This is a genomic window from Algoriphagus sp. Y33 (assembly GCF_014838715.1).
GTDB lineage: Bacteria > Bacteroidota > Bacteroidia > Cytophagales > Cyclobacteriaceae > Algoriphagus.
In genome coordinates this window covers 3,436,268-3,462,874 of record NZ_CP061947.1, presented here as the reverse complement: position 1 = coordinate 3,462,874, position 26,607 = coordinate 3,436,268, and the positions used below count along the sequence as shown (strand labels likewise).

22 protein-coding genes are annotated in these 26,607 nt (G+C 38.0%); 18 read left to right on the top strand and 4 right to left on the bottom strand.

From position 1 onward, the window contains the following. Positions 1 to 202: 202 nt before the first annotated feature. The 14 genes from murA to ID165_RS13845 all read left to right on the top strand — a co-directional run bounded on the left by murA (position 203) and on the right by ID165_RS13845 (position 15,889). Positions 203 to 1,447: a UDP-N-acetylglucosamine 1-carboxyvinyltransferase gene (gene murA, locus ID165_RS13910; RefSeq protein WP_192085434.1), complete on the top strand. Its 1,245-nt coding sequence runs from the start codon at positions 203 to 205 to the stop codon at positions 1,445 to 1,447. A 209-nt stretch (positions 1,448 to 1,656) separates the two neighbouring features. Further along, positions 1,657 to 2,184, top strand: a complete 528-nt coding sequence (locus ID165_RS13905; protein WP_192085433.1) for a serine O-acetyltransferase — start codon at positions 1,657 to 1,659, stop codon at positions 2,182 to 2,184. Continuing rightward, positions 2,181 to 3,482 (top strand): flippase, encoded by a 1,302-nt coding sequence (locus tag ID165_RS13900; protein WP_192085432.1) that lies wholly within the window; start codon positions 2,181 to 2,183, stop codon positions 3,480 to 3,482. Before ID165_RS13905 ends, ID165_RS13900 begins: the two co-directional genes overlap by 4 nt. After that, complete coding sequence (gene murB / locus ID165_RS13895) at positions 3,482 to 4,333, top strand: UDP-N-acetylmuramate dehydrogenase (RefSeq protein ID WP_192085431.1); 852 nt, start codon at positions 3,482 to 3,484, stop codon at positions 4,331 to 4,333. The genes ID165_RS13900 and murB overlap by 1 nt, the downstream gene beginning before the upstream one ends. A 3-nt stretch (positions 4,334 to 4,336) precedes the next feature. Beyond that, a complete protein-coding gene (locus ID165_RS13890; RefSeq protein WP_192085430.1) occupies positions 4,337 to 5,350 on the top strand; it encodes a glycosyltransferase in 1,014 nt (337 codons plus the stop codon). A gap of 1 nt (position 5,351) precedes the next feature. Beyond that, a complete protein-coding gene (locus tag ID165_RS13885) occupies positions 5,352 to 6,572 on the top strand; it encodes a glycosyltransferase (RefSeq protein WP_192085429.1) in 1,221 nt (406 codons plus the stop codon). A 2-nt stretch (positions 6,573 to 6,574) separates the two neighbouring features. After that, a complete protein-coding gene (locus tag ID165_RS13880) occupies positions 6,575 to 7,648 on the top strand; it encodes a polysaccharide pyruvyl transferase family protein (protein WP_192085428.1) in 1,074 nt (357 codons plus the stop codon). Positions 7,649 to 7,651: 3 nt separating this feature from the next. Then, complete coding sequence (locus ID165_RS13875; protein WP_192085427.1) at positions 7,652 to 8,716, top strand: EpsG family protein; 1,065 nt, start codon at positions 7,652 to 7,654, stop codon at positions 8,714 to 8,716. Positions 8,717 to 8,726: 10 nt separating this feature from the next. Further along, a complete protein-coding gene (locus ID165_RS13870) occupies positions 8,727 to 9,893 on the top strand; it encodes a glycosyltransferase family 4 protein (RefSeq protein ID WP_192085426.1) in 1,167 nt (388 codons plus the stop codon). A 6-nt stretch (positions 9,894 to 9,899) separates the two neighbouring features. Then, a complete protein-coding gene (locus tag ID165_RS13865; RefSeq protein ID WP_192085425.1) occupies positions 9,900 to 10,487 on the top strand; it encodes a CatB-related O-acetyltransferase in 588 nt (195 codons plus the stop codon). 429 nt (positions 10,488 to 10,916) lie between these two features. Continuing rightward, on the top strand, positions 10,917 to 11,819 hold the full coding sequence (locus ID165_RS13860) for a hypothetical protein (protein ID WP_192085424.1): 903 nt from the start codon (positions 10,917 to 10,919) through the stop codon (positions 11,817 to 11,819). A 308-nt stretch (positions 11,820 to 12,127) separates the two neighbouring features. Beyond that, positions 12,128 to 12,679, top strand: a complete 552-nt coding sequence (locus ID165_RS13855) for a WcaF family extracellular polysaccharide biosynthesis acetyltransferase (protein ID WP_192085423.1) — start codon at positions 12,128 to 12,130, stop codon at positions 12,677 to 12,679. 14 nt (positions 12,680 to 12,693) lie between these two features. Continuing rightward, positions 12,694 to 14,340: a capsule assembly Wzi family protein gene (locus ID165_RS13850; protein ID WP_192085422.1), complete on the top strand. Its 1,647-nt coding sequence runs from the start codon at positions 12,694 to 12,696 to the stop codon at positions 14,338 to 14,340. Between the two features lie 313 nt (positions 14,341 to 14,653). After that, on the top strand, positions 14,654 to 15,889 hold the full coding sequence (locus ID165_RS13845; RefSeq protein WP_192085421.1) for a WcaI family glycosyltransferase: 1,236 nt from the start codon (positions 14,654 to 14,656) through the stop codon (positions 15,887 to 15,889). A 2,130-nt stretch (positions 15,890 to 18,019) separates the two neighbouring features. Here ID165_RS13845 and ID165_RS13840 read toward each other — a convergent pair. Further along, entirely contained in the window at positions 18,020 to 18,724 is a 705-nt protein-coding gene (locus ID165_RS13840; RefSeq protein ID WP_192085420.1) for a sugar transferase, read from the bottom strand. 535 nt (positions 18,725 to 19,259) lie between these two features. Further along, entirely contained in the window at positions 19,260 to 19,961 is a 702-nt protein-coding gene (locus tag ID165_RS13835; protein ID WP_192085419.1) for a sugar transferase, read from the bottom strand. Positions 19,962 to 21,269: 1,308 nt separating this feature from the next. On the opposite strand from ID165_RS13835, the gene ID165_RS13830 reads away from it, so the two are divergent. From ID165_RS13830 to ID165_RS13820, 3 genes are all read left to right on the top strand, one after another. Continuing rightward, entirely contained in the window at positions 21,270 to 22,427 is a 1,158-nt protein-coding gene (locus ID165_RS13830; protein WP_192085418.1) for a glycosyltransferase family 4 protein, read from the top strand. A 208-nt stretch (positions 22,428 to 22,635) separates the two neighbouring features. Further along, positions 22,636 to 23,778 (top strand): DegT/DnrJ/EryC1/StrS aminotransferase family protein, encoded by a 1,143-nt coding sequence (locus ID165_RS13825; RefSeq protein ID WP_192085417.1) that lies wholly within the window; start codon positions 22,636 to 22,638, stop codon positions 23,776 to 23,778. Positions 23,779 to 23,806: 28 nt separating this feature from the next. Beyond that, entirely contained in the window at positions 23,807 to 24,391 is a 585-nt protein-coding gene (locus tag ID165_RS13820; RefSeq protein ID WP_304503155.1) for a sugar transferase, read from the top strand. 322 nt (positions 24,392 to 24,713) lie between these two features. Here ID165_RS13820 and ID165_RS13815 read toward each other — a convergent pair whose 3' ends face one another. Beyond that, positions 24,714 to 25,631, bottom strand: coding sequence for an AraC family transcriptional regulator (locus ID165_RS13815; RefSeq protein WP_192085415.1), 918 nt, complete (start codon positions 25,629 to 25,631; stop codon positions 24,714 to 24,716). A 63-nt stretch (positions 25,632 to 25,694) separates the two neighbouring features. Then, positions 25,695 to 25,976: an SDR family NAD(P)-dependent oxidoreductase gene (locus tag ID165_RS13810; RefSeq protein ID WP_225587145.1), complete on the bottom strand. Its 282-nt coding sequence runs from the start codon at positions 25,974 to 25,976 to the stop codon at positions 25,695 to 25,697. A gap of 125 nt (positions 25,977 to 26,101) precedes the next feature. Between ID165_RS13810 and ID165_RS13805 the strand changes: the two genes are divergently transcribed. Continuing rightward, on the top strand, positions 26,102 to 26,515 hold the full coding sequence (locus ID165_RS13805; RefSeq protein WP_192085413.1) for a hypothetical protein: 414 nt from the start codon (positions 26,102 to 26,104) through the stop codon (positions 26,513 to 26,515). The last annotated feature ends 92 nt before the right edge of the window (positions 26,516 to 26,607 follow it).

Genomic DNA, 26,607 nt, shown 5'->3' with positions numbered 1-26,607 from the left:
TATTTAAGAATGAATAGCTCCTTTAAAAAGAGAGTATGTTGTTATTTTGTAAGCTAGTTAGTTGTATTATTTTTCTTTATAATTGTTGAACAAAATCTTGGTTGAATATTGATTTTTGTATTGTTGAGTAAAATTTTATTTGATTGTTTTAACTTTTTTCAATAGGTTAATAGTGGGTCTTTAATATTAAAATAAATAATATATGAATAATATCTTAAAAGTTACAAAAGGAACTTTGCAAGGCAAAGTAAAAGTAAGTGGAGCAAAAAACAGCTCATTGCGGCTTTTAGCTGCTTCTATACTTACAGATGAGAATATAGAATTGTATAACTTTCCTAATGGACTATTGGATGTACAAGTTCATTTGGAGATGCTAAAGGTTTTAGGTAAAGAATATTATTCGAATGAAGATTATGTGAAAATTTCTGAATCTGATGCGAATACTACCACAGTCCTCGATTGGAAAGAAAGATCTATCCGTAATACACTGCTTATTCTTGGAGCTCTTACAGCCAGGTTTGGTGAAGGAAAGGTTCCACTTCCTGGTGGATGTAAATTAGGTGAGCGTAAGTATGATTTACATGTTATGCTTTTAGAAAGGTTAGGCGCTGAAGTATGGGAAGAAGATGAGTTTTTATGTGCTAAAGCTAAAGATGGTAGATTGAAGGGCAATAGTATCCATTTACCTATGAGATCTACAGGTGCTACAGAAAATAGTATAATCGCAGCTTCTCTTGCAGAAGGAAGTACTGTTCTATGGAATCCGCACATCCGCCCGGAAATAATGGATTTAATCGATATGTTATCCAAAATGGGTGCAAAAATTAAAGTTTTTGGTCAACAAAGAATTGAGATTGAGGGGGTACGCAAATTGTCTGGAGTTGTTCACAGCGTTATACCGGATAATATGGAAGCTTTAACATGGGCAATTGGATCTGTAATAACCAATGGAGATGTTGAAATTGAGAATTTCCCTATAGATCATTTAGAAGTTCCCTTGATCTTTTTGAAAGAAAGTGGTTTTAGATGGTATAAAGGCACAGATTCCGTAATAGTAAAAGGTGGGACACCATACCCTATAGAAATAAGCACAGGCCCTTATCCTGGTATCAATTCCGATATGCAGCCGATTTTGGCAGTATATGGTGCTATGTCAAAAGGTGAATCCAAGATAGTTGATTTGAGATTTCCCGGAAGGTATGGGTATGCTGAAGAGCTAAATAAAATGGGTATGCAATATTCCATTGAAGGTGACCTTCTTGTAATTAATGGAGGAAATCCTCTTGCTGGAGCAGAGGTTAAGGCGCTTGACTTGCGTGCAGGAATTGCTTTGTTACTTGCCGGGCTGACCGCTGAAGGCGAAACTATAATAGAAAATTCTTGGCAAATACATCGGGGTTATGAAAATTTGTTTGAAAAACTGAAAAATTTGGGGATTTCTATTTAAACCAACGTATGTATCCTCTCTATTACACGTTTGGATGAACGGCGGCAATACTTTCCTAATCAGGAAAGTGAGATCAATAAAATAGAAGTTATTCTGATGGTCTTGGACATTTTTAACCAAAAAAGTACTACTTCAAACCAGTCGACAACTAAATATCACAATCTGTCAACTTTGGCTACGAGCTGTCAACTGTGTGCGCTTATAAACTAATGATAACACTTAAACAAACCATACAAGCAATAAAGGACGATTTGCCGAAAAAGTCGTTTAAAACTTTTCTACGCTGCTATTTTTATAGTGCGGGGTTTCGGGTTTTACTAAACCATAGAATTGGCAAGTATTTATTTTATAATAGATTTATTCTTTCTCGCCAGATGGCACTTTATTATAAATATAAACTTGTTTCTAAAAGAGGATGTGACATTTCTTATAAAGCACAGATTGGTAAGTGTGTCCGTTTTCCGCATGCTATTGGTATTGTTATTGGTGATGGAGTGATAATTGGAAATAATGTTAAGATTTGGCAGCAAGTGACTTTTGGAAGCCATGGTAAGCTGGGAGAAAAATTAGAATATCCTATTGTTAAGGACAATGTGAAAATTTTTGCTGGTGCAAAAATTATAGGTGGATTAACCATAGGAGAATGTAGTGTTATAGGAGCAAGTTCTCTGATTAACAAAGATGTTCCCGCAAACTCTGTGGCATATGGAATCCCATTTAAAATAAAAGGGCAATGAGTTCTTTTGTAAAGGATTTGGCTCGGGTTGCCACCTCAAATGTAGCCATTATATTGTTTGGGGTTGCCACTTCTATTGTGACTGCGCGCTTTATTGGGCCAGAGGGGAACGGTATTATAGCAGGGCTTATTGTTTATCCCTCATTGTTTATGTCATTTGGTTCCTTAGGAATTCGGCAATCTACAGCGTATTTTTTAGGAAAAAAGATTTATTCCGAGGATAGAATAAAAACAGCTATTACTCAAATTTGGAGTTTAACGACAATTGTTTCGCTAATAATTTGTTTTGTTCTAATGTCCTATTTTAGTAAATCAGGAGAAAATTTCCTTTGGGTTGTTTTAGCACTTTTACCTGTACCGTTTAGTTTGTTTATTACTTATAATTCTGGGATTTTCTTGGGCAGAAATGACTTGAAATCCTTCAATAAAGTAAACTGGCTTCCACCATTTATAGTATTAGTTGTTTCTTTAATATTGGTCGGATTATTCAAGCAAGGGGTACAGGGAGCATTGATTGCTGCAGTAGGCGGACAGGTATTTATGGCAATATTAATGCTTTTTAAAAATGAATTTTTGAAAGCATTTAGTTTGAAATATGATTTCAAAGTCATAAAGTCAATGCTGTCTTTGGGTATTGTTTATGCTATAGCATTATTAATAATTAATCTAAACTATAAGGTTGATGTTATTCTGTTGGATAAGTTGAGTACTTCTTATGAGCTTGGTATTTATTCAAAAGGAGCAGGAATAATTCAATATCTTTGGCAAATCCCCATGGTATTAAGTACTATTATTTTCTCACGAAGTGCCTCGGCAAAAGATGGTTATGCATTTTCGCTTAAGGTGGCACAATTGTTACGGGTTTCTTTAGTTATAGTTGGAGGAGCATCTTTGGTTTTGTTTTTCCTGTCTAATTTTGTAATAATTACTATGTATGGAGAAGCGTTTCGTGATAGTATTTCGGTTTTAAAAATTTTATTACCTGGGGTTTTATTGTTGACTGTTTTTAAGGTAATGAATATGGATTTAGCAGGAAAGGGGAAACCTTGGGTTTCTATGAAAGCAATGGTGCCTGCATTAATTATAAATGTAGTACTGAATTTATTGTGGATCCAAGATTATGGGGCTAATGGTGCTTCATTTGCTTCCTCTATAAGCTACAGTGTGGCAGCCATTCTGTTTGCTTATTTTTATTGCAAAGAAACAAAAGTGCCTGCCAAGGAATTGTTCGGCATTCGAAAAAGTGATTTTAATGTTATTTTTTCGAAGTTAGATAAGTTTATTCCAAAAAAGAAATAATGAAAATAACAAAAAATTTAGATCTTACATCTTACAACTCATATAAGATAAAAGCGAGTTGTAAAGTTGCTTATTTCCCAGAAAGCGAGGAGGATATAGTTTCTTTTTTTACATTGAATAAAGATTTTATATTATTAGGGAGTGGGCACAATATTATTTTTTCAAAGGACTATTACGAGAAACCTATGTTGCTTTTTAATGGGAATTTTAATCAAGTGGAAGTTGAGGACGATGTTTTAGAAATTGAAGCAGGGGCTATGATGTGGGATGTGGCTCAATTGGCTCTTGAAGTTGGGTTGAGTGGAGTTGAAATATTTTATGATATCCCAAGTTCGCTTGGTGGCGCAATAGTGATGAATGCAGGTGCTTCTGGTGAAGAAATCAAAGATGTGTTGGTAAAGGTTCGTTATTTGGATTTGGCTGACCTACAAATAAAAGAAATATTTAAAGAAGAGATGTCTTTTGAATATCGTAATAGTTTTTTTCAACGTAATACTGATAAAATAGTACTAAAAGCATGGCTCAAATTGCAGAAAAAGGGAAAAACAGAGATTAGGGAAAAAATGGAACTACTAAAGACGCAACGCTGGGCAAAACAACCCAAGGATTTCCCAAATGCTGGAAGCGTTTTCAAACGACCATCGGGTTATTACGTAGGCGCATTGATAGATGAGTTACATATGAAAGGCTTTACCATAGGTGGAGCAAAAATATCAGAAAAACACGGTGGCTTTATCATTAACTTTAATAATGCATCAGGATCTGATATTCTTGAAATTATTGAGGAAGTAAAAAGGAGGGTTTACAATTTGCATCAGGTAAAATTAGAAGTAGAACAAAGAGTGATATAAGCAATGAAGCCAAAAGTATCAATTATAACAGTTTACTACAATAGATCATATTGTGTGGATGAATCTATTGAAAGCCTTCTTAACCAGACTTTTAAGGACTTCGAGTTATTACTCGTTGATGATGGCTCTTCCGATAATACTGTTGAGAAATTTAATAGTTATACTGATCCAAGGGTACGTGTAATAACTCACACAAACATGGGTTTTACAAATACTATAAGAAAGGCAGTAGATTTAGCACAAGGTGAATATATTGCTGTTCACGGTTCAGGAGATATTTCTTCGCCTGAACGTATACAAGAGCAGAGCAAGTTTTTAGACGAAAATCCTGATTATGTTGTTGTTGCATCGAGATTTGAAAGGTATGATGAGGAAACATTAGCTAAAATTGAAGAAAGTGAATTTTCTGGAGATTTGGATATTGAGGATTTTTTAATAAACTGTAGGATAATGCATGGAGCCTCTATGTTCAGAAAATCCACCTATGAACAAGTTGGGGGATATGAAAAAATTTTCACAAATACACAGGACTGGGATTTGTTTCTTAGATTTTTGAGAATTGGTAAAGGCAAAATTTTACATACACTTCATTATAAACAGTTTAAACGTGGAGATGGTGTGGCTGCTAAACCGGAAAATTTTGAAAAAAATAGTAGAATTTCTGTACTACGGATGTTATTATCTAGGAAGCATGACCAAAGGGAACAAATTTTAGAAAAAATAAATAGAGAAGGTATTGAATCGGTTATATTAAATTCTAATTATGATTTTCAACGAACCGTGGTTACAAACTTTATCATTTTGGTGAGAAGTGGATATTATAAAAAGTTTTTACATTTTGTTAAAGATAATTATAATCCCAGCGAGTTAAATTTGAAGTTAAAGTTGAGGTTTTACTCTTGGCTAACATTAGCTAATATTTTACTTTTTTTTAAATTAAGTGAAAAGGAAGCACAATCTTTTATTATATCCATACGGTCATTAAAAAATAAACTTAATTTCTACAAACTCAAGTGAAATGTCTAAAAAAATCATTTTTATTACCAGACGATATCCTTATTATACGACAGAAGCTTTTATAGAATCAGAGATAGATTATATTGCACAGAAGTTTGATGAAGTAATTATTTTTCCAACCGAAATTTCAGATTACAAGCGTAACGTGCCTAGCAATGTAAAGGTTATTGATGATTTTTCGTATGTTTTTAAGAATAAAATAAAAAGATCTGTAGCTACTGTTTTTTCTATTACCTTGTATAAAGCAATATTCTCCCATTTAAAATTAATAAAAAGTGTTAGCGATTTAAAATTGATAATTAAGTACGTTTCATCCTATTTAGCATATTACGATTTTTTTTCAAATCTGGAAGGATTAGATAGTGCTGATATAGTTTATACATACTGGTTCAATGAGGCACCATTGGCATTTTCAGAAATTAAAAAACAAAGGGAAAAGAGCTTTAAAGTAATTTCCAGAGCACATCGTTATGATATATATGAAGGGTTAGAATCGACCCTACCATTTTGGGTATATCGTCAAAAAACTATAGAACAAACTGATTGTATTTATTCGATATCATTGAACGGAAAGGAGTATTTGGAAAGAAAGTATTCTTCACAAAAATCCAATATAAAGGTTTCCAAATTGGGTGTGTACGATAGGGGATTGATAGCTAAAAATTCGATTGGTAATAATCATACTATTGTTTCGGTCTCCCGTGTTCATCCAATGAAGCGAATTGGTTTTATTTTAGATTCGGTAGTTGCTTTTGCTAAGACTGTTCCTTATAGAAAAATCGTATGGACACACTTTGGTGATGGAGATGAACTTCTAACTATAAAGAAAAAAGCACAAGCGATAACGCCTGAAAACATGGTTATCAATTTTAAAGGGAATGTGGCAAATAGTCAGATTTATGAGCATTATGCGATGGAACCAACCGATTTATTCATAAACTTGAGCAGTTCCGAGGGAATTCCTGTTTCTATTATGGAGGCGCAGTCGTTCGGCATACCTGTAATTGCTACAAACGTGGGGGGAAGCTGTGAAATAGTTGTGAAGCAGACTGGCATCCTCTTATCGGATAACCCTGTTATTGAAGATGTGGTTAATGCTTTGAACAGTGTCTTGATAGAGAAATCAATAAATAATATGAAAGTAAAGGAATATTGGAAGGATAATTTCGATGCAGATAGGAATTATTCCGAATTTAGTAATGCTATATCTAAGTTAATATAGAAATGAAAAAAATACTCTACATAGTTGCTACACAATACGAAAATATGGGTGACTTGTTGATAAACAAGTGTCTTGTAGATGAATTGGCTAAATATGGTAAGGTGTATCTGGATACTAAAAATGTACCGCAGGCATTTAAATCAGTTCTTCTAGAACATCCTAATTCAAGTGAATTGTCAGAAGTTAGCAACATTAGTCTAAAAGGGAAAGGACTTTTCCTATCACTATTTTCAAGAAAATTCAAATTCGATTATGTGTTTAAGAGTCCCGGTCCGTTTGGTGGTTCAGTAACTCTGAACGAGAAAGTAAGAGCTTTTCTATTTTATATTATCTTTTTTACAATGAAGCTAAAGGGCGCAAAATCGGTTCTTATTGGGAACGATTTTATTTTGGCTTCAAAATTTGATGAATCGATTGCTAAGTTATATAGTAGAGTATTACATGGAATTTATGTGAGAAGCAAGGAAAATGTTAGTATACTTCGAAAACTTGGTATTTCAAATGCCGATTATTCACCTGATATGTGCTTTATGATGGATATTGAAATAAAGGATGTTCAAAGAAACAGAGTGGGGATTTCGTTTCGTGATATGGGAGATGGGCCAAACCAAAAAATTAAGGAATCCGTAAAAAGATTCGTGCAGTATTTTACTGAGAAGCAAATCGATATAGATTATTTTTATCAAGTGGAGCGCGATAAAGATTTCAATCAGCAATTGTTTTTCGAATTTAAAACGCCATTTACGCATTTTAGAGAAAATGTTTTGAAATGGGAAGATCGAAACTATTATCAAGATAAAATTTTTTTATTGAGTAATCGTTTGCATGTTTTATTATTAGGACAAGCTTTTGAATGCATACCTATGGCTCTCGAATTTTATCAATTAAAAACGCTTAAAATCAGAAATATATTTAATAGTATTGGGATGCAAGAGCAAATTTATGATGAAATTTCAAAAGAACATTTAGATATACTTTTTGACGATATTGATAAAAACCAATTTAAATTGCGGCAGGTAAATCATGACCAAAAAGTTATTTTTAATAGGCGGTTAGTAGGTGTTTTTGAAAAGTAAGTAATGGGTATTTATTTATTTTTATTATTTCTGCTTTTACTGTTTTATCTCTTAAAGGGTAATGGCAACTCTTTTATTTTTCTTTTCATTTTAGCTACTATCCTTATTTTGGTAAGCGCATTACGTGCAGAAAGTGTAGGCATTGATCATATTGGTTATAAAAGGGGCTTTGAATATGATCTTCGGTTTGATACTTTTGTAGGGCACTTATTTAAGTGGGACGTGGGATGGTTAGTGTTGAATTACACTATGATGCTTCTATATGACAGTTGGTCTGGCATGTTGCTAGTAATTGCCATATTAACAGTATTTCCGATGTATTATGTGTTTAAAAATTACACTCCGGATCCATTATTTGCAATGTTGATATATTTTCTGTTATACAGTTATATCTTGTCATTTAGTCTCATTAAGCAAAGTGTTGCAATAGCCTGGGTTGTATTGGCACTATGTTTTTTTAATTTTGATAAAAAAAATACCAAGGCATTATTTTGCGGGATTATAGCTTGCGTGGTGCATTATTCTACATTATTTCTCTTACCCATTGTTTTCATTGCGGCTAAGATAGGATTAAGTCGTAAATTTGTAATTCCGGTATTAGCTAGTACTTTTCTTTTTGGTTTGTTTAGCTCACAAACTTCTGCAATAACAAATTTAATTAGTTTGTTGCCTTTTGAAAAATATGCTCATTATTCTGACTATAAAACAGATGTCGTTGTTAATCAATTTAATGCATATTTATATATTCTTCCTAAGAATATTTTTTGTGTTTTTATTTTTTATCACTTAAAAGATTCAATATATTCCCTTTTTAAGAATATTTTATTTTTCAATTTAGTTATTGCAAACTTGCTTTACACATCTATACCGCTTATTAGTCGTTTTGTGTTGTATGGTTTTCAGCTAGAAATATTATTACTGGTCTACTATGTTTACCAATTTAATGGAAAAAGACGTAATTTGGCAAAATTTGGAGTGTTTGTTTATGCATTCTTTTATTTTGCATATAATCTGATGACAAACCGCGGAGGGATCAGCCCTTATGAATTCGATTTGAACCTTTTTTAATACTCGTTAAATGCACCAAACAGCTATCATATATCACTATTTTGCTTCCTATCGATTGCCTATTTTTTTGGAACTTATGCAATCCAAGAAAGTTGAGTTTACATTGTATTCTGGAGTCGACAGCGAAATTCCTATAAAAAGAATTGATAGTAATTTGTCCAGTTTACCCATTGAAAAGGGAGGATTGCGATGGAAGTTTTTAAAGAATCATTGGTTAGTAAATAAAAAGTTCCTATGGCAGTCTGGGTTAATTTCCATAGCATTAAAATCGGATTTTGATTCGTATATTTTTTTGGGATCTCCATATTTTATAACAACTTGGCTTGCAGTAGCAATTGTACGGTTACGAGGTAAAAAAGCTTATTTCTGGATGCACGGAGTTTACAAGGATAAACCTACAAAAGTGGACTGGCTAAAATTGAATATTTTTTATAAAATGGCTACTGGTTTTTTTCTTTATGGTAATAGGGCTTTATCAATTTTAAGGAAACATAAGGTTAAGCCTGACTTTCGAATGCATGTTATTTATAATTCTTTAGACTATGAGAAAAGTTTAAAACTGCGAAAGCTGGTGGATGAAAAGGAATTAAAGGATTATAGATTATCTTACTTCTCTTCTGCAGATATCCCTATTGTTGTATTTATTGGAAGGTTGAATTTTGTTAAACGAATTGATATGTTAATTGATGCTCAATATTTTTTAAAGCGGAGAGATGGAAAATTACCTTTCAATATATTGCTAATTGGAGAAGGAGAGGAAAAGTCAACTTTAGTAGAACAATCTAAAGAATTAGGGTTGGATGAAAATGTGAAATTTTTAGGTGCAATATATGATGAAGAGATAAATGCAAATGCGCTTCTTTATGCTGATTTATGTGTTACTCCAGGAGAAGTGGGACTTACCGCTATGCACGCAATGTCCTATGGAGTACCGGTAATTTCCCACAATAATTTGGATGTTCAAATGCCTGAGGTAGAAGCAATACAAAATGGAGTCACTGGAAATTTATTTGAATATGGCAGTGTAGAAAATCTCTCAGAAACAATTTGTTGTTGGCTCGCAAAATATCCTGTAAAAACAAAAGAGATAATGGAGGCTTGTTTCTCAGTTATCGATACACATTATAATCCATATTATCAAAAAAGTGTTATAGAATCTGTTCTTTTAAAAGACTAAATTTCTATGGGAATACTAACGGTTTTTAAAAACATTGATACTTTAGCTAATATTTATAGATTTTATAAACGATTGAAAATACGCTATTTATACGGGCTGAAATATGTTCATCCAACTTTTAACATAGGGGGGAAATCAAACATAAGTAAAGATTTAGTAGCAGGTGAATACTCTTATGTTGGTCCTGGTGGACTCATTTACCCTGGCGTGTCCATCGGACGTTACACAATGTTGGCGCAGAATGTGCAGATAATTGGAGATGATCATAATTTTAATCTAGCAGGTACTCCTTCAACTTTTTCTGGAAGACCCAAGTTGCGTAGAACAACCATAGGAAGAGATGTTTGGATTGGAGCTAATTCTATCGTTATGGCAAGTGTTACAATTGGAGATGGGAGTATTATAGCTGCAGGTTCTGTTGTCACTAAAGACATACCGCCATTTTCTATTTTCGGAGGTGTTCCAGCTAAATTTATCCGAAAAAGATTTTCTAGAGAAGAGGATGAAAGAGTTCATCTGTTGATGCTTGATGGACCTGTTCTGAAAAATGTTAGAAATAAACCTATTCGAATTGATAAACATGCATCAGAATAATATTTCTATAGTGTCTGTCTTTAATATTTTAATTATTTAGTTTATTGAAGTTGTAATTCTAGGGGAATGAAGTAATTTGCTTGTTATATTATTAAGGTATTTTTTTCTTCCTCTTTTTCCTTTCCTTATCCATTTAATTTGGGGATGTTGTATTTGTTTGAAATAAATATGTGGGCGGTATTTGGATAGGTAATTCAATTTTTATTGAGTTAAATTTAATGATTGCTTGAGGTAGTTTAGGTGGGGCTAGTTCTCTTGGTACAATAGATGTAGAACCGTATGCGGTTGTAGGAGGAGTTCCTACAAATTTCATTAGAAAAATATTTGTAACAATCGAAGACGAAGAAAAATATGTTAGAATTCTATATGGAGAAATGTTAAAAATTTGAGTAATAAACTAATTCTATGAGAAAAGTGAAATTTTAAAAAATGAAATATTTTGGTATTTCCTTAGTTTTTATTTTTTGTGCTTGTGCTTCATTGACTCAGGTAAAGACTCTTATCTATGAGAATGATTTTGAAGAAGGCATAGAAAGTAGTACAATTCTAGACAGAATTAAAAGTAGTGGTTCGTTTAACTCCCAGAACTTAAGTTTTCAGTATTCAAAGGGAAGTGTGGAAAATCGCTATGCAAGAGTTGTTCCAGACCCTTTGAATGAAAATAATAATGTTTTAGATATGAATATTTCTTCTACAGGTTTAGAGGCTCGTCAAAGGGTACAAGCAAGTTTTTCATCTGTTCCAAACCTCAAAGAAATAAAGCAGACAGTTCGTGTTTTTTTCAGTCCTGATATGGAGCATTTAGGACAATACCAAAATGCTTTTACTTGGCTCGTACTAGCAGAATGGTGGAACAGTGCGCCCAAAGACTGGAATACCCCGAACGTTTACAGGGTTTCACTTCGGGCTGTAAAGGATGAAGGTAATAATGAAGTACTTCGCTTTAAAGTTGATGCCCAATCGGTAACGTATTCTAAACAGAGCCCCACGGTAGGCACAGGTGCTATATTTAAAACGGAGTGGGAAAAGACGAATAAAAAATTTGTAATTCCGTATGGCAAGTGGCTTACGTTTGAATATCACATTAAAGCTGGCGATAGTAAAAATGGCTTGTTTTATATGGCAGTTACATCCGACGACGGAGAGAAGCAAGTGATTTTTAATATAAGGGGTGCAACACAGAGTCTAAATTATGAAAACCAGCAGAGTTTTAATTTTTGGAGTCCAATGAAGCTATATACTTCAGATGTGATTAGCGATTTTATGCTGAAGAATAAGAAATCTCTTCAGATATATTTTGATGATTTAAAAGTTTGGAAGTTAAACAACTAAAAGACAATTAAAATATAACTTTTCGAATTGGAGGTGCTTCAGTTGGGTAAGATAGATTTGCGGGCAGAATAAAAATAAATCTGTTAGTATTTCACTTTGACTTTGAAATTAGATTTTTTTTGTAATCAATTATATTGCACTTGCAAACCATTTGTGCTTCTTCCTGCTCGAAGATGTTAGACGATGAGTTCAGACATAGATATTGTGTCTTGACAGGTAATTAAGGGAATAATTAAACTTCAAAGAAAGACATTCACCATAATTTTCATTTGTGAAGAATGGGGTTGTTTTAGTTGTATAGATACATAATGCAATCGAAAGTAAAACTCGAAGATTTTAAACCAACTGGACTTGACAGAGGCATAAGTAAACCCAAAGAAATCCTTTGGTATTTCACCAAAATAGTGTTTTTTTTAAGTGCACTTCCTTTTCCAAACGGTGTTAAAGTTTTTTTATTGAAAGTATTTGGTGCTAAAGTAGGGGTTGGAGCTGTTATCAAACCGCGTGTAAATATTCATTTTCCTTGGAAGCTGTCAATTGGAAATCATGTATGGATAGGGGAGGAAGTTTTTCTGCTTAACTTTGAACCTCTAATTATAGGTAATAATGTTTGTATTAGTCAACGGGCTTTTCTCTGTGGTGGAAACCACGATTTCCGGGATCCTGCTATGCCCTATAGAAATGGACCTATTACCTTGATGGATGGTGCTTGGGTTGGTGCTTCTGTATTTGTTGGGCCTAATGTAACAGTCGGTACTGATACTGTGTTGGCTGCTGGTTCTGTAGTCACTAAGTCTGTGCCCCATAACTCAATTATTAGAGGTAATCCGGCAGAAAATGTTGGATTAAGGTGGAAGTGAAATTATCTTTAGCAATGCCAAATTTTGTTAATCGTTTCATATTTATTATTTCTCTTATTGTTGCAGTAGGAGATTTATATGCACAAAGCCTTCCTGCGGGCTATCCGGTTTTGGAAGAGGCTCAGCGAAGATCACAGTTAATTCCACCCATATCGGATTCCAGTACGATACAATCTGGCTATGTACAGCGAAATGGACTTAGATTTAGTATCCTTGCTGATGAGAGTAGAGTGAAAGTTGGTTTGGTGCCTATTAGAGTAAGTACGTTTTTTAATTCGGAAAGACCGTACTGGTTTAGTCCTCAAGGAATGATACCGGGCAAAGGAGGACAGGTATATGCATCAGCAGGGGCATATGTAACTCATAAGTTTTTTGACATAGATATTCAGCCTGAAGTTAATGTAGCGCAAAACTCTTCCTATACGGGTTATAGCCCCCTAATTGGAGAAAATGTTAATTTTGTTTTTTATCAGGGATTAAGACGTGGTGATCAGCCGGAAACCTATGGTAATGGAAGGTTTTCTAGGGTGGGATGGGGTCAATCTAAAGTCGTTGGTAAAATTGGTGCTTTTGAGGCTGGTATCTCGACCCGGAATCTCTGGTGGGGACCCGGTCAATGGAATGCATTGACTTTTTCCAATAATGCACCTGGGTTTTTACATGCTACCCTAGGAACGCATAGACCGGCAAAAACCTTCTTTGGCAGCTTTGAGTTTCAGTTAATTTCCGGTTTTCCAAAATCAAAGAAGTATGCGCCTTTACAGCAAGACAATTTAAATAGTCTTGTTGGAGGACAGCACAGGAATAGATATCGTTATTTAAATGCATTGACGTTTTCTATTCAACCCAAGTGGATAAGAGGACTTCATATCGGAGCCACCCGTACGGTGCAGACCTTTAGAGATTCAGTTGATACAAAGAGTTTTATTGATGTATTTCCCGTCTTCTGGGGAGTGACCAAGCAGTCCGTAGGATCTGACTTGATCGGAGAATCGGATAGAGGCAGGGATCAGCAGATTACGGTTTTTTTTAGACAGGTAATCCCTAAAGCCGGACTGGAATTTTATGGGGAATTTGGAAGAAGAGACCATTCCCTAAATATGAGGGATCTGATTATCAGCCCGGCGCATTCCAGAGCTTACCTGCTTGGGTTAAATAAGGTATTTCCGGTATATGGTGACAAGTTGATTCAGATCCGCTCCGAAATGACCCAGCAGGCACAGTCAGTCAACTGGATCACAAGGGCAAATAGCACCACTCCCTGGCATACAAACGGAACCATTGGAGGCTTTACCAACTGGGATCAAGCCATGGGTGTTGGGATAGGCATGGGAGCCAATGTGCAAATGGTAGAAGTATCACTGGTAGAAAACGTAAATAAAATCGGGATATACCTGGAGCGGCGTGCTCCTTTTGCCGATTTCTACGATACGGCTGATCTTGCAAAAAATGGCTATAAGCCCTGGATTGATTGGACTGCGGGTCCTGTGTTTGACCGGCAATGGGGCAATTTGATTTTTTCCGGTAGAATGCTGTTTACCTATGCTTCTAATTACTACTGGTCCCAGGAGTTGGGAAGTCAACGTGATGTGGATTTCCCTGAAAAGAACAATCTCTTCTCCACCAGCACCCAGGTGAATTTGATTTATCTATTTAAGTGAGTTGGGAACACAGCGTTGCACAGAGGGTTTCATAGAGTTACACAGAGACCGCAAGTATGTTAAAAGTTAACCTGTTCAACGTTAATCCCATGCTCAGTAGAAACCCTTAACCTTTTAACCCTTAAACTTTTAACCTTTAACCCATAACCTTTAACCTTTAACCCATAACCTTTAACCCATAACCTTTAACCCATAACCTTTAACCCATAACCTTTAACCCATAACCTTTAACCCTTAATCTTTTAACCTTAACCCACCCTTCCTCAGTGTATCTCTGTGCTATCTCAGTGACCTCTGTGGTTAAATACTCCCAATGCGCATACTAGTCTTTGGAATTAATTACTCCCCCGACCTTACAGGAATAGGAAAGTACACCGGAGAAATGTGTTCTTTCTTGGCAGAGCAAGGCCATCAGGTCACCATGGTCACCGCACATCCCTACTATCCCCAATGGGAGCTTGCAGCGGGTTATCCTGCCTATTTCTGGAAAACTGAATTAATCGATGGTGTCACCGTGGAGCGTTGTCCCCTGTACATACCGAAGGATCCCAGTGCCCTGAGGAAAGTACTCCATGAGATCACTTTCTTGGGTACTATTTTTCCGGTTTGGTTAAAGCTGTTGTTTAAAAAGAAATTTGATTACGTCATTTGTTTGAATCCTCCTTTTCACCTGACTATCTACCCGCTTTTGGTAAAGTGGTTCCGTGGAAGTAAGATGATCAGCCATGTGCAGGATCTTCAGGTGGATGTGGTAAATGACTTGGGTCTTATCAACAGTAAGGCTATGATCAACTTGATGTTTGCTTTTGAGAAGTTTTATTTTAAGCAAAGTGATGTTGTCAGTACCATTAGCCTGGGGATGGAAAGGAAAATCGCCTCAAAAGGTATTTCGAAAGACAAGCAATGGTTATTTCCCAATTGGGTGGATTCGGGTTTTATCACTCCCATGTCCAAGGAAGAATCGCTACGGAAACAATTCGGATTGAACCTGTCTGACAAGGTAATTCTGTATTCCGGAAACTTGGGAGAAAAACAGGGCTTGGAATATATCCTGGATGTAGCGTTAAGGTTTATGGGGCAGCCGGATGTTCAATTTGTCATTGTGGGAAATGGAGGGGCAAAGAAACGTCTGGAGGAAGCCGCTACTGAGATGGGATTGGATAACCTCCGCTTTTTTCCACTGCAGCCCTACGAGGATCTTTCCAGATTACTTGCTGTGGCGGATGTCCATTTGGTATTGCAAAAGAAAGAGGCTTCTGACTTGGTGATGCCTTCCAAATTGACAGGAATACTGGCGGCAGGGGGATTGGCTTTGATTACGGCAGTGGAAGGTACCAGTCTTTATGATGTTGTCAATAAGTATACGATGGGAATTCTTATAGAACCCGGCTCTGTAGAGGCATTATATCAGGGGATTGTTACTTGTCTGGAAAGTATGGATTCGGAACAGATCAAGGCAAATGCACGGCAATATGCGCTTAACCACCTGGCAAAAGATGCTGTGCTGGGCAGTTTTGAGCAGAAGATGTTAAAAGGCTTAAGCCAATAGGTGTTGTATAGGTAGTCTTAGTCATTTGCAAAGAGTTATAATAAGAGAGGGAGGCTGTTGCTTCCCTTTTTTTGTTTTCGCTGATCGGGATTTCCTAAAACCTTCGAGGTTTTGGAAACCTCGAAGGTTTTTTACACGAGGATCCTGCGCAAGTCTTCTGACCTTGTGCAGGCTGAAATGCAGTCTCCCGACTGCTGTTGCGAATTAGTTGAAGCCGTTCGTGATGACACGAACGGCGGCACACATTTGTGCATACACGAACGTCGGCGAGGAAGTCCCAGTACTTACGCGGCTTCCGGTCTTTACCTCCTAAACTAGACAATCTGGCTTTAGCACCCTGGTTTAGTGTGAGGGAGCGTGGGGTGGTCGCAGCAGCGAGCCAGACGGCCGGTATGCGGGGGGAAGCTTTGCTGCGACAAAGGTTTTTGTTACTTTTTGCCTTCAAAAAGTAAGACAGATAATAGCCTCAACGCTATCGATTCGGGTCAATCGAGAGATTGGTGATTGATAAAATATATACAAGCCGCCTTTCCACCTCCTGCACGGGCCTTCATTTCCAGACGATGCCCCCTGCGGGGTAATTTTTATTCAAGTGCCCTGTTGAGGCCGTTCGTGATGACACGAACGGCGGCGCAAATTTATGATGACACGAACGTCGGCGAGGGATTATTAATCCTACACACCGTGGTCCCCCCCTTTAACCCTTAAACTTTAATCCTTTCTACTGTTAAAAGTAAGTCCGCTAAGCGCTATTCTGACACACCGTGGTAACCCCTTTGACCTTTCCACCTCCTGCACGAGCCTTCATTTCCAGACGATGCCCCCTGCGGGGTAATTTTTATTCAAGTGTCCGGTTGAAGCCGTTCGTGATGACACGAACGGCGGCGAGAAATGTCTAGTGGCAAGGAACGGTGGCGAGGATATTATCCAATAACCTTCGAGGTTTCCAAAACCTCGAAGGTTTTTACACGAGGATCCTGTGCAAGTCTCACGAACGGCGGCGCACATTTGTGCATACACGAACGTCGGCGAGGGATTATTAATCCTACACACCGTGGTCCTCCCTTTAACCCTTAAACTTTAATCCTTAACCCTTTCTACTGTTAAAAGTAAGTCCGCTAAGCGCTATTCTGACACACCGTGGTAACCCCTTTGACCTTTCCACCTCCTGCACGGGCCTTAATTTCCAGACGATGCCCCTTGCGGGGTAATTTTTATTCAAGTGTCCGGTTGAAGCCGTTCGTGATGACACGAACGGCGGCGAGAAATGTCTAGTGGCAAGGAACGGTGGCGAGGATATTATCCAATAACCTTCGAGGTTTCCAAAACCTCGAAGGTTTTTACACGAGGATCCTGTGCAAGTCTCACGAACGTCGGCGCACATTTGTGCATACACGAACGTCGGGGAGGGATTATTAATCCTACACACCGTGATCGCCCCTTTAACCCTTAACCTTTAATCCTTAAACTTTTCTACTGTTAAAAGTAAGTCCGCTAAGCGCTATTCTGACACACCGTGGTAACCCCTTTGACCTTTCCACCTCCTGCACGGCCTTCATTTCCAGACGATGCCCCCGCGGGGTAATTTTTATTCAAGTGTCCGGTTGAAGCCGTTCGTGATGACACGAACGGCGGCAGAAATTTGTGATGACACGAACGTCGGGGAGGGATTATTAATCCTACACACCGTGGTCCCCCCCTTTAACCCTTAACCTTTAATCCTTAAACTTTTCTACTGTTAAAAGTTAATCGGCTAAGGATTAATCCCATACACCGTGAGAAACTCCTTAACCCTTAAACTTTAATCCTTAACCCTTTCTACTGTTAAAAGTAAGTCCGCTAAGCGCTATTCTGACACACCGTGGTAACCCCTTTGACCTTTCCACCTACTGTACGAGCCCTCATTTCCAGACGATGCCCCCTGCGGGGTAATTTTTATTCAAGTGTCCGGTTGAAGCCGTTCGTGATGACACGAACGGCGGCAGAAATTTGTGATGACACGAACGGAGGCGAGGAGATTACCCTAAAACCTTCGAGGTTTCCAAAACCTCGAAGGTTTTTTACATATAAAACCAAGAAAGGGAAGCATCTGCTTCCCTTTCTCGGTGTATGTGAAAATGAACGATTAACTCAAAAAGCATTTTCATGTCCTGTGATAATCGATTTGGCTGTCATCCATATGATCTTAAGATCCAACCTCGGATTCCATGTTTTGATGTAATACATATCCAGTTTGTAGCGAAAATAGATGGAATTCGATGCATTGGTTTCTCCTCTATAACCCCTTGCCTGAGCCAGTCCAGTGATTCCCGGCTTTACCAGGTGTCTATTTTTAAATCCATCAATTTCTTGTGAATGCGCATCATTCTGTACCAAAATATGTGGGCGGGGTCCGACTATGGACATATTGCCATAAATCACATTCAGAATTTGGGGTAGTTCGTCCAAACTTGTCTTTCTTAGAATCTTTCCCACTCTTGTAATCCTAGGATCATTTTTGGTAGCCATCTTCACGTTAGCTTCGTCGTTGACCACCATAGATCTAAACTTGTAGCAGTTGAATCTGGAATTATAGATACCCTCTCTTTCCTGCTTAAAGAATACAGGCCCCTTTGAATCCAATTTGATCAAAATGGCAATGATCGGAAACAACCACCAGCCGATTACCAGCATAAACCCAATAGCGCAGAATAAATCAAGAAATCTCTTAAATGTCAAATTTATCCAATTCATATCTTCTGATACAATGGATTCATTCTGTTCATTGAATAAAGCGTTGGACTCTACGTACAATTCACTAGGCCCAAATTTTTGGAGTAAATAATTTGTTGTCATAAGATTTGTTCTCTTGTCGTAAAAAATATCAGTAACTGATTACTTTGGGTGCAATAAAGATCTTTATTTATTGTCGATTTTGCAACAGATATCAGATATTTTTGTGAATACATAAAATTGTATTTTGTCATTGGATAATTTACCAAGGTGATTGTCTGTGCTGACTAACTGAATTTTTCGCCACTATTTCCGTCTCCACAAATGGTTTGATTTCCCGGATTTCTCCATTTTTACACGTACGGCGGCGAGGAAATTATTAATCCCATACACCGTGAAAAACTCCTTGTGCATACTGAAATGCAGTCTCCCGACTGCTGTTGCGAATTAGTTGAGGCCGTTCGTGATGACACGAACGGCGGCACAAATTTATGATGACACGAACGGCGGCGCAAATTTATGACGACACGAACGTCGGCGAGGAGATTACCCTATAACCTTCGTGGTTTCCAAAACCTCGAAGGTTTTTTACATATAAAACCGAGAAAGGGAAGCATCTGCTTCCCTTTCTCGGTGTATGCGGAAATGAACGATTAACTCAAAAAGCATTTTCATGCCCTGTGATAATCGCTTTAGCAGTCATCCAAATAATCTGCAAGTCAAGCATTGGACTCCATGTCTTGATATAATACATATCCAACTTATACCTGAAATACATAGAATTCGATTCGCTCGTTTCACCTCTATATCCTCTGGATTGGGCTAGACCTGTGATCCCCGGTTTTACTAAATGACGGTTTTTATACCCTTCAATTTCTGCGGCATGTGCATCATTCTGGGCTAAAATATGTGGTCTTGGGCCTACCAAAGACATATTGCCATAGATTACATTCAATACCTGTGGAAGCTCATCCAAACTGGACTTTCGTAGGAATTTGCCTACGCGGGTTACACGGGGATCATTTTTGGTTGCCATCTTGAGGTCTGCATCCTTATTCACTACCATGGAGCGGAACTTGTAGCATCTGAAGGTAGAGTTATAAATTCCCTCTCTTTGCTGCTTAAAGAATACAGGTCCAGGAGAATCCAATTTGATCAGAATTGCAATAATTGGAAACAACCACCAGCCAATTACGAGCATTAAGCCGATTGAACAGAATAAATCGATGAATCTTTTAAGCGTCAGATTCACCCAGTTCAGCTTGCTGGATACAATGGATTCATTTCCCTCTTGAAATTGCTCTCGGGAATTAACGTACAATTCGAAACTCCCAATCTTATTTCGTAAATAGTTGGTCATATGGTGGTTGGTTTCTCTAATAAAAAATTGAATTAAACTATTTTGGGACAGTCAAAGGTCTTGTTTTTTGATGATTCCACAAAATATCGGGCTGATTATTTGTGAATACTTAAAATTGTAATTTTTGATGCGGGTACATGCTAAAATTAATGTAGAAGTTTTTTACCACTATTCAGTGACATTAACCTTGCCATAAGTTTGAGGCTTGTGCGTTGGGCTGTTGTTTGATAATCCCCTTTCAGCTCTTCCCCGATATTGCTAAATCATTGACTTTGGAAGATGAGTATGCTCAATGAAGGAGATAATGTGCATTTCATAAAAAAATAAAATTTCTGTTTTGGAAGATTTTGTCCTAGCCGTTGGAAGGCAGCTATACGGGAAAATACTGTGGATTTTTAGGGCAAATTGGTGTTTTTTTGCTTCACTTCCTGCAGATGGCTGGGGGAGGAGTTGCTACTTGCTTGTTGGAAAGAGACTTAGTTTGCCTGTTTCTATATGTCTTGTCTTGAAGGGGATTAAAGTTGCTTTTAGAAGAATTCATAGGAGAAGGTGTTGAAAGTGGATTTTGTTATCTAGGGTGCCGGAAAAGCTAGCTGTTTTAAAATAGGACTTTTATCAAAGTGCCAAGGATATTTGTGATGCTTTAGATCAACCGGAAGAGGTGTCTGGGACGTATGTGTTTATATGTTCAGGGCTGACTTATGGTGTTGATTAAGAAAGCGGTATTATGAAATCTCACGCATTTCTTGGAGACATTCCGTATGTTCTAATTAAAATATAGTAGCAGGAAAACGGCTGCAAAATTTGGCAAAGGGAAAAGGTGTTGTTTTGAGGAATTTGAGGCTACCTTTGATGCCGGGAACTGAGGCTCCCGATAATTCGTGAGCCCGGATAATGGCATTGACTCCGGAAAATACTTGAATATTGGGCAGGCAAAATGACGAAAAAGTGTAATTTGGGTAGATGGTTTCTGTAGTATAACTAGTGATTTAAATCCGTATTCTAAGACGTTGAGAACGTAACGTAAAAGAGCTGACTTTTCAGGGTAGCATAAAAGGCATATGCGTTGAATGGTGATTTTACCCCTTCCCGAAAAGGATCGACGTAGGTTACTACTAAAACTAATGAGTTTCGGGTAGAACGGACAAAAACTGCAACCTGCAAGATAAATCCACTACTGCTGAAGCGTATGTTTCCCAATCCTTTGTTCTGCTTTCTTATTAATTCCGGTCTTTCTTATAAATTTGTTAATTAGTTAACGAATTACTATGATTTTCCATAAACTTGTAAAGTTTTAACCAGCCGACTATGTTTTTTTTATTAGCCACAATTACTGCCTTTACGGTGGGTTTTTTGATAACCCCCATCCTGATCACGTTTCTAAAAAGAATGAGGTTGGGGGATACTCCAGGAGGCAGAAAAATCCATAAGGTTTTTATCCCATCAATGGGAGGAGTAAGTTTTGTGGCAGCAGTGACGGTAGCCTTGGCTATTTGGGGGGGACAATATCCTCTTCCTGATATCAGATACCTTCTCGGTGCTATCTGTATCATGTTTGTGGTAGGCTTTAGGGATGATTTGGTGGAGATGAAGGCCACTCACAAAATCCTTGGTCAACTCATCGCAGTCATCTTGGTTATAGGTGCTTCTGACATCAGAATTAAAGATTTTCATGGTTTTCTGGGCATTGGAGAACTTAATCTTTATGTCAGCTACCTCTTTTCCGCTTTTACGTTATTAGCCCTGACAAATGCATTTAATCTGATAGACGGGTTGGATGGGTTGGCCGGAACTATTGCGTCAATTGTGTTTTCCTTCCTCGGTGCTTGGTTTTTGTATCATGATTTGGATAGTTATGCGTTGATCAGCTTTACTTTCTTGGGGGGCATATTGGCTTTTCTGGCCTTTAATTGGCATCCCGCCCGGATTTTTATGGGAGATACCGGCTCCCTGACTTTGGGTTTTACGATGGGAGCATTGATTCTTGCTTTTATGGAGAGGAATGAAGCCTTGCCTGCTGGCAGTGCATGGAAATTCGCCCCTTCATTTTCTGCCGGAGTGGCTCTGATGATGTTTCCTCTTTACGATATGGGACGGGTCTTCATGCGTAGAATATCCCAAGGTAAAGGGCCTATGACCCCTGATAGGTCACATGTGCATCATTTTCTGATGAGAATGGGGTTGAGGCACGATAAGGTTACTTTGCTATTAGCTTCACTACAGTTTGCGTTTATAGCACTGGTTTTTGTTTTTAAAGATTTTTCTGACAACATAGTTCTACCCATCATCACGGTAACGGCCATTGTTTTGGGACTTAGACTTGATTCGATTACATTAAAATATGTAAGGAAAAAAGTAGCTGTACAGCCTAGGGTATTAGAAATCAAAGGGCTGTCTAGCAAGCAAAAAGCCGAGTTGAAGCTTAAAACTAAGGAATTTATGGATTCAAAACTAAACTTGAATTAGCGGTACACCTTGCTTAATGGTCTTATCTATTGGAGCTGTTTTATAATTATTTTTTTGTTCTGGGCACGAAAGTTTGGAGGATGCTCAATGTGATTTTTTTTGATTTATAATGATAATTAGAGAGGATACCTAGCCTGAAATTATCTTCGGATTTTTTGCATTATGCTTCATAAAGTGTATGTTTAGATGATTACAGCAAGATATTCACATGGCTTTTAAGACTCCCTTATCATTTCCCGTTTTTGAAGGCAATGAAAATTCATATACCCAGGAGGTGATAAACTCCGGATCTATAGCTACGAGCGGAAGATTTTTAGATAGATTCGAACTGGAGCTAGCTGATAAATTAAAAGTTCATCCACTTGTAGCACTGAATTCATGCACCTCAGCACTGCATCTGTCTATGATACTTCTGGGTGTGGGGCCCGGAGATGAAGTTATATGCCAGTCATTTACTTTCTGCGCCTCTGCCAATCCTATTATGTATCTTGGAGCCAGACCTGTTTTTGTTGACAGTGAGAGGGATAGTTGGAATTTGTGCCCGGAGTTATTGGAGGATGCCATCCTAAATAAGATTTCAAAGGGAAGAAAGCCTAAGGCGATCGTAGTTGTCCATCTATTCGGAATGCCTGCGAAAATGAATGAGATAATGGAGATCTCAAAAAAATATGAAATCCCTGTCTTGGAAGATGCGGCTGAAGCTGTCGGTAGTTTATATAGGGGCCAATCCTGCGGGGCTTTGGGACAAATCGGTGTTTTTTCTTTCAACGCAAACAAAATAATCACCGGTGGAGGCGGAGGGGGAGCTCTGGTGTGCCAAGACAGTGATGCCCTTCATCGTTCCAAATATCTGTCTACTCAGGCAAGGGAAAATATCCACTATTACAAGCATAAAGACATAGGTTATAATTATAGAATGAATAACCTCACGGCAGGGATTGCATTGGCTCAATTGGAGCAACTGGATGGATTTGTAGCCAAAAGAAGAGCTGTAAATCAAAGATACCGCAGCTTATTAAAAGACATTCCCGGAATCGAATTTCAAAGTGATTCGGAAGAGACTTCTTCGAATTTCTGGCTTACGGCTATTTTGATTGACAAAGAGAGAACGGGGTTTTCCAATGATGAGCTGAGAATAGAGCTTTTCAATCACGGTATAGAAACCAGGTTTCTTTGGAAACCTTTACATACCCAGCCTGTATTTAATTCATACATGTACTATGGTGGGGGAGTTGCCGCCGGTTTTTTTGAAAGGGGACTTTGTCTTCCAAGTTCTGTAAGCCTTACAATGGAAGACCAGGAGATGATTGCGGAGATTATACAGGAGAAATTAATAAAAACTGCTACTTAACGTGTACAAGGGGGGTGTAAAGAGAAGCATGGATGTTGTTTTGGCTTCTATTATGTTTATAGTTTTATCGCCTGTTTTTCTGGTTCTCTATCTATGTCTTAGTATTCACCACAAGGGTGCACCGTTTTTTTATCAAGCCCGTCCAGGCAGAGGAGGTGTTGTTTTTAATATAATGAAGTTCAGGACTATGTCTAACGGCATCGATCCTCAAGGAAGGTTGCTGCCGGATTCTGAGCGGATTACAGGACTTGGGGCTTGGATACGTAGAACTTCACTTGATGAGATTCCCCAATTGATCAATGTGGTCAAGGGGGATATGAGTTTGGTGGGCCCTAGGCCTTTGCTGGAGGATTATCTATGTCTGTACTCAGCGCAGCAATGCAGAAGGCATGAAGTGCGTCCCGGAGTGACGGGATGGGCACAGGTGAATGGGCGAAATGCCATTTCATGGGCGAAAAAATTTGAACTGGATGTTTGGTATGTTGACCATATCAATTTCTTACTCGACCTACGTATATTGTTTCAGACCCTTCTTAATGTGTTGCTCGGCAAGGGAATTAGCCAGCAAGGACATGTAAGTATGGATAGGTTTGAAGGCGATGGGCAGGCTTGATGAATTATAGGAGAATTCTGCCTTAGATGAGAAGAGGATTGTGACAGGGGACAAGCTGATGTGCTCATGAGTATTGTAGGGGGAGGCAGCGTCCATTGAAAACATCAAAATTGTATAAAATGTAAAATTCAATGAGCAGCTGGAAAATAGCCTTAAAACAACTATGAGAAGTTGTTTTATATATCCCTGCCACCAAAAGTGGCCGCAAGGGGCATTGATATAAGCAGTGAGCCAACTACGGTTGGACTATTGGCAGATGATGTTGTCTAGGAGTTGGAATTTTCATTTCTATATCAAAAAAAGATACTCAAAGTTCCGCTAACTAATTAAAACCTGCCCGAAATTCCAGTGGACTTTGCTTGGTTTTTTGCTTGAAAAGTTTGTTAAAGGATTGTGAATGCTCAAAACCGAGCTCATACGCAATTTCGCTCACAGATAATTCAGAGGTGGAAAGCTTTTCTTTGGCTTTTTCGATGAGTTTGTAATGGATGTATTGTTTGGCATTTTGTCCGATTAGCGAACGCAACGTATCACTTAAATATCCTGCTGAAATATTGAGCTTTTCAGCTAAATGCTGAACGGTAGGGATGCCCTCAACCAAGGTTTTTTGACTGTTGAAATAGTCATCTAAAATGGCTTCGGTTTTTTGAAGAATATCATTATTGACAGCTTTTCGGGTGATGAATTGACGGTTGTAAAAACGGTTGGCGTAGTGCAGCAGTAGTTCCAATTGCGCGATGACAACTTCGTGGCTAAATTCGTCAATCCGGCTGCCCAATTCCTCTTCAATTAGTTTGAAAAGTGACAGCATTACTTCTCTCTCCTGATCGGATAAATGCAATGCCTCGTTCACTGAATAGGAGAAATATTGATACTGTTTTATTTTTTTTGACAATGGAAATCCCAGCAAAAAATCAGGATGAAACAACAAAACTCGCGCACTTGCCACATGATCGTCTTCGGTAGATCCAATTAATTGATTGGGTGCCAAAAACATCAAACTGCCCTCGTTGAAATCGTAGTGACTTTGGCCGTATCTCATTTTTCCCTGACGGTCGGTAATCAATACTATTTTATAGAAATTCAGCACATCATACACAGGGCCATTACCCAGGTCGAAGTGGGTATTGCTGCCACAGCGTGTTATGCTGATCAGTGGATGTTTCGGCTTGGGAAAACCGCAAGCTTCGTGTATTTCCGAAATGCTCTGAAAGCGGATGAGTTTTTTTTCTTTTTTCATCTTTTGAAGATACTAAATAAATGCATGCAAGTTTCAGGCGTTCTTGCAGGCAGCATGTTTGTTTTACCCAGGATAACCTTCCTGGTGGGATCCTGTAAACTGTCCGTTAACGCCGCTTTCATCCAGCGCCTCACGGATGGGTTCTTTAGAACCTTCTACCGAGTTGGTTCCCCGGAAATTATTGAGTGCAGTCCCTGTAAAGCCCGGCCTTACGGAATTTACCTTAATAGAGATGTCTTCAAGTTCATTTGCCGGGGAAATTGTAATGGCATTCATTGCTGTCTTGGAAGCACCGTAGAGGACATCAAAACTTTTTCTAAAAGGATTGGATGGATCGAGGTTCAGTATTACCGGTTTTGTTGAGTCTAAGGATTTGATTTGGGTATGTTTTTTCGGGAGAATATATACTTTTGGAGAGATGTTTTATTTTTGCTGATATATACCTTAATTTGGAAGATTGACCCAATTATATGATAGCAGACTCAATGGCAAGACAGTTCTTGGTAATGCACAGGCATTTTTTACGGATATCTGCGATCGAGGATGAACTGGGGATAACCGGGAAGTCTCTTTATAAATGGATGATAGGCAAGAGGGCGCTACCTGATCGCTGGGAACAGCCGCTGTATAAGTACCTATATCCCATGCTGGATCCTGAGAATGAAATCCATTTGAAGACTTATTGGATTGATAGGGTAGTGGTTTTGGAGGAACATCATCTACTGCCCCGGTATCAGCATATCAAGCCAGAACTATTGAGAAGGTTTCATTTCTATAAGAAGTATACCGAAGGAGCGGATGTGGTTTACTTCAGGTTTCTCAACAAACAGCAGAGAGAAAGTAATATTTCCATCTATTCGGTCTATATCAAGGATTCGTGGTAGCGTAAGGCAGGGGGGAATTTGGAAGTTTAGAGATTGACTTAATTTAATATGTATATACGCTTTTCTGCCAGTAAAACAATAAAAGCATCATA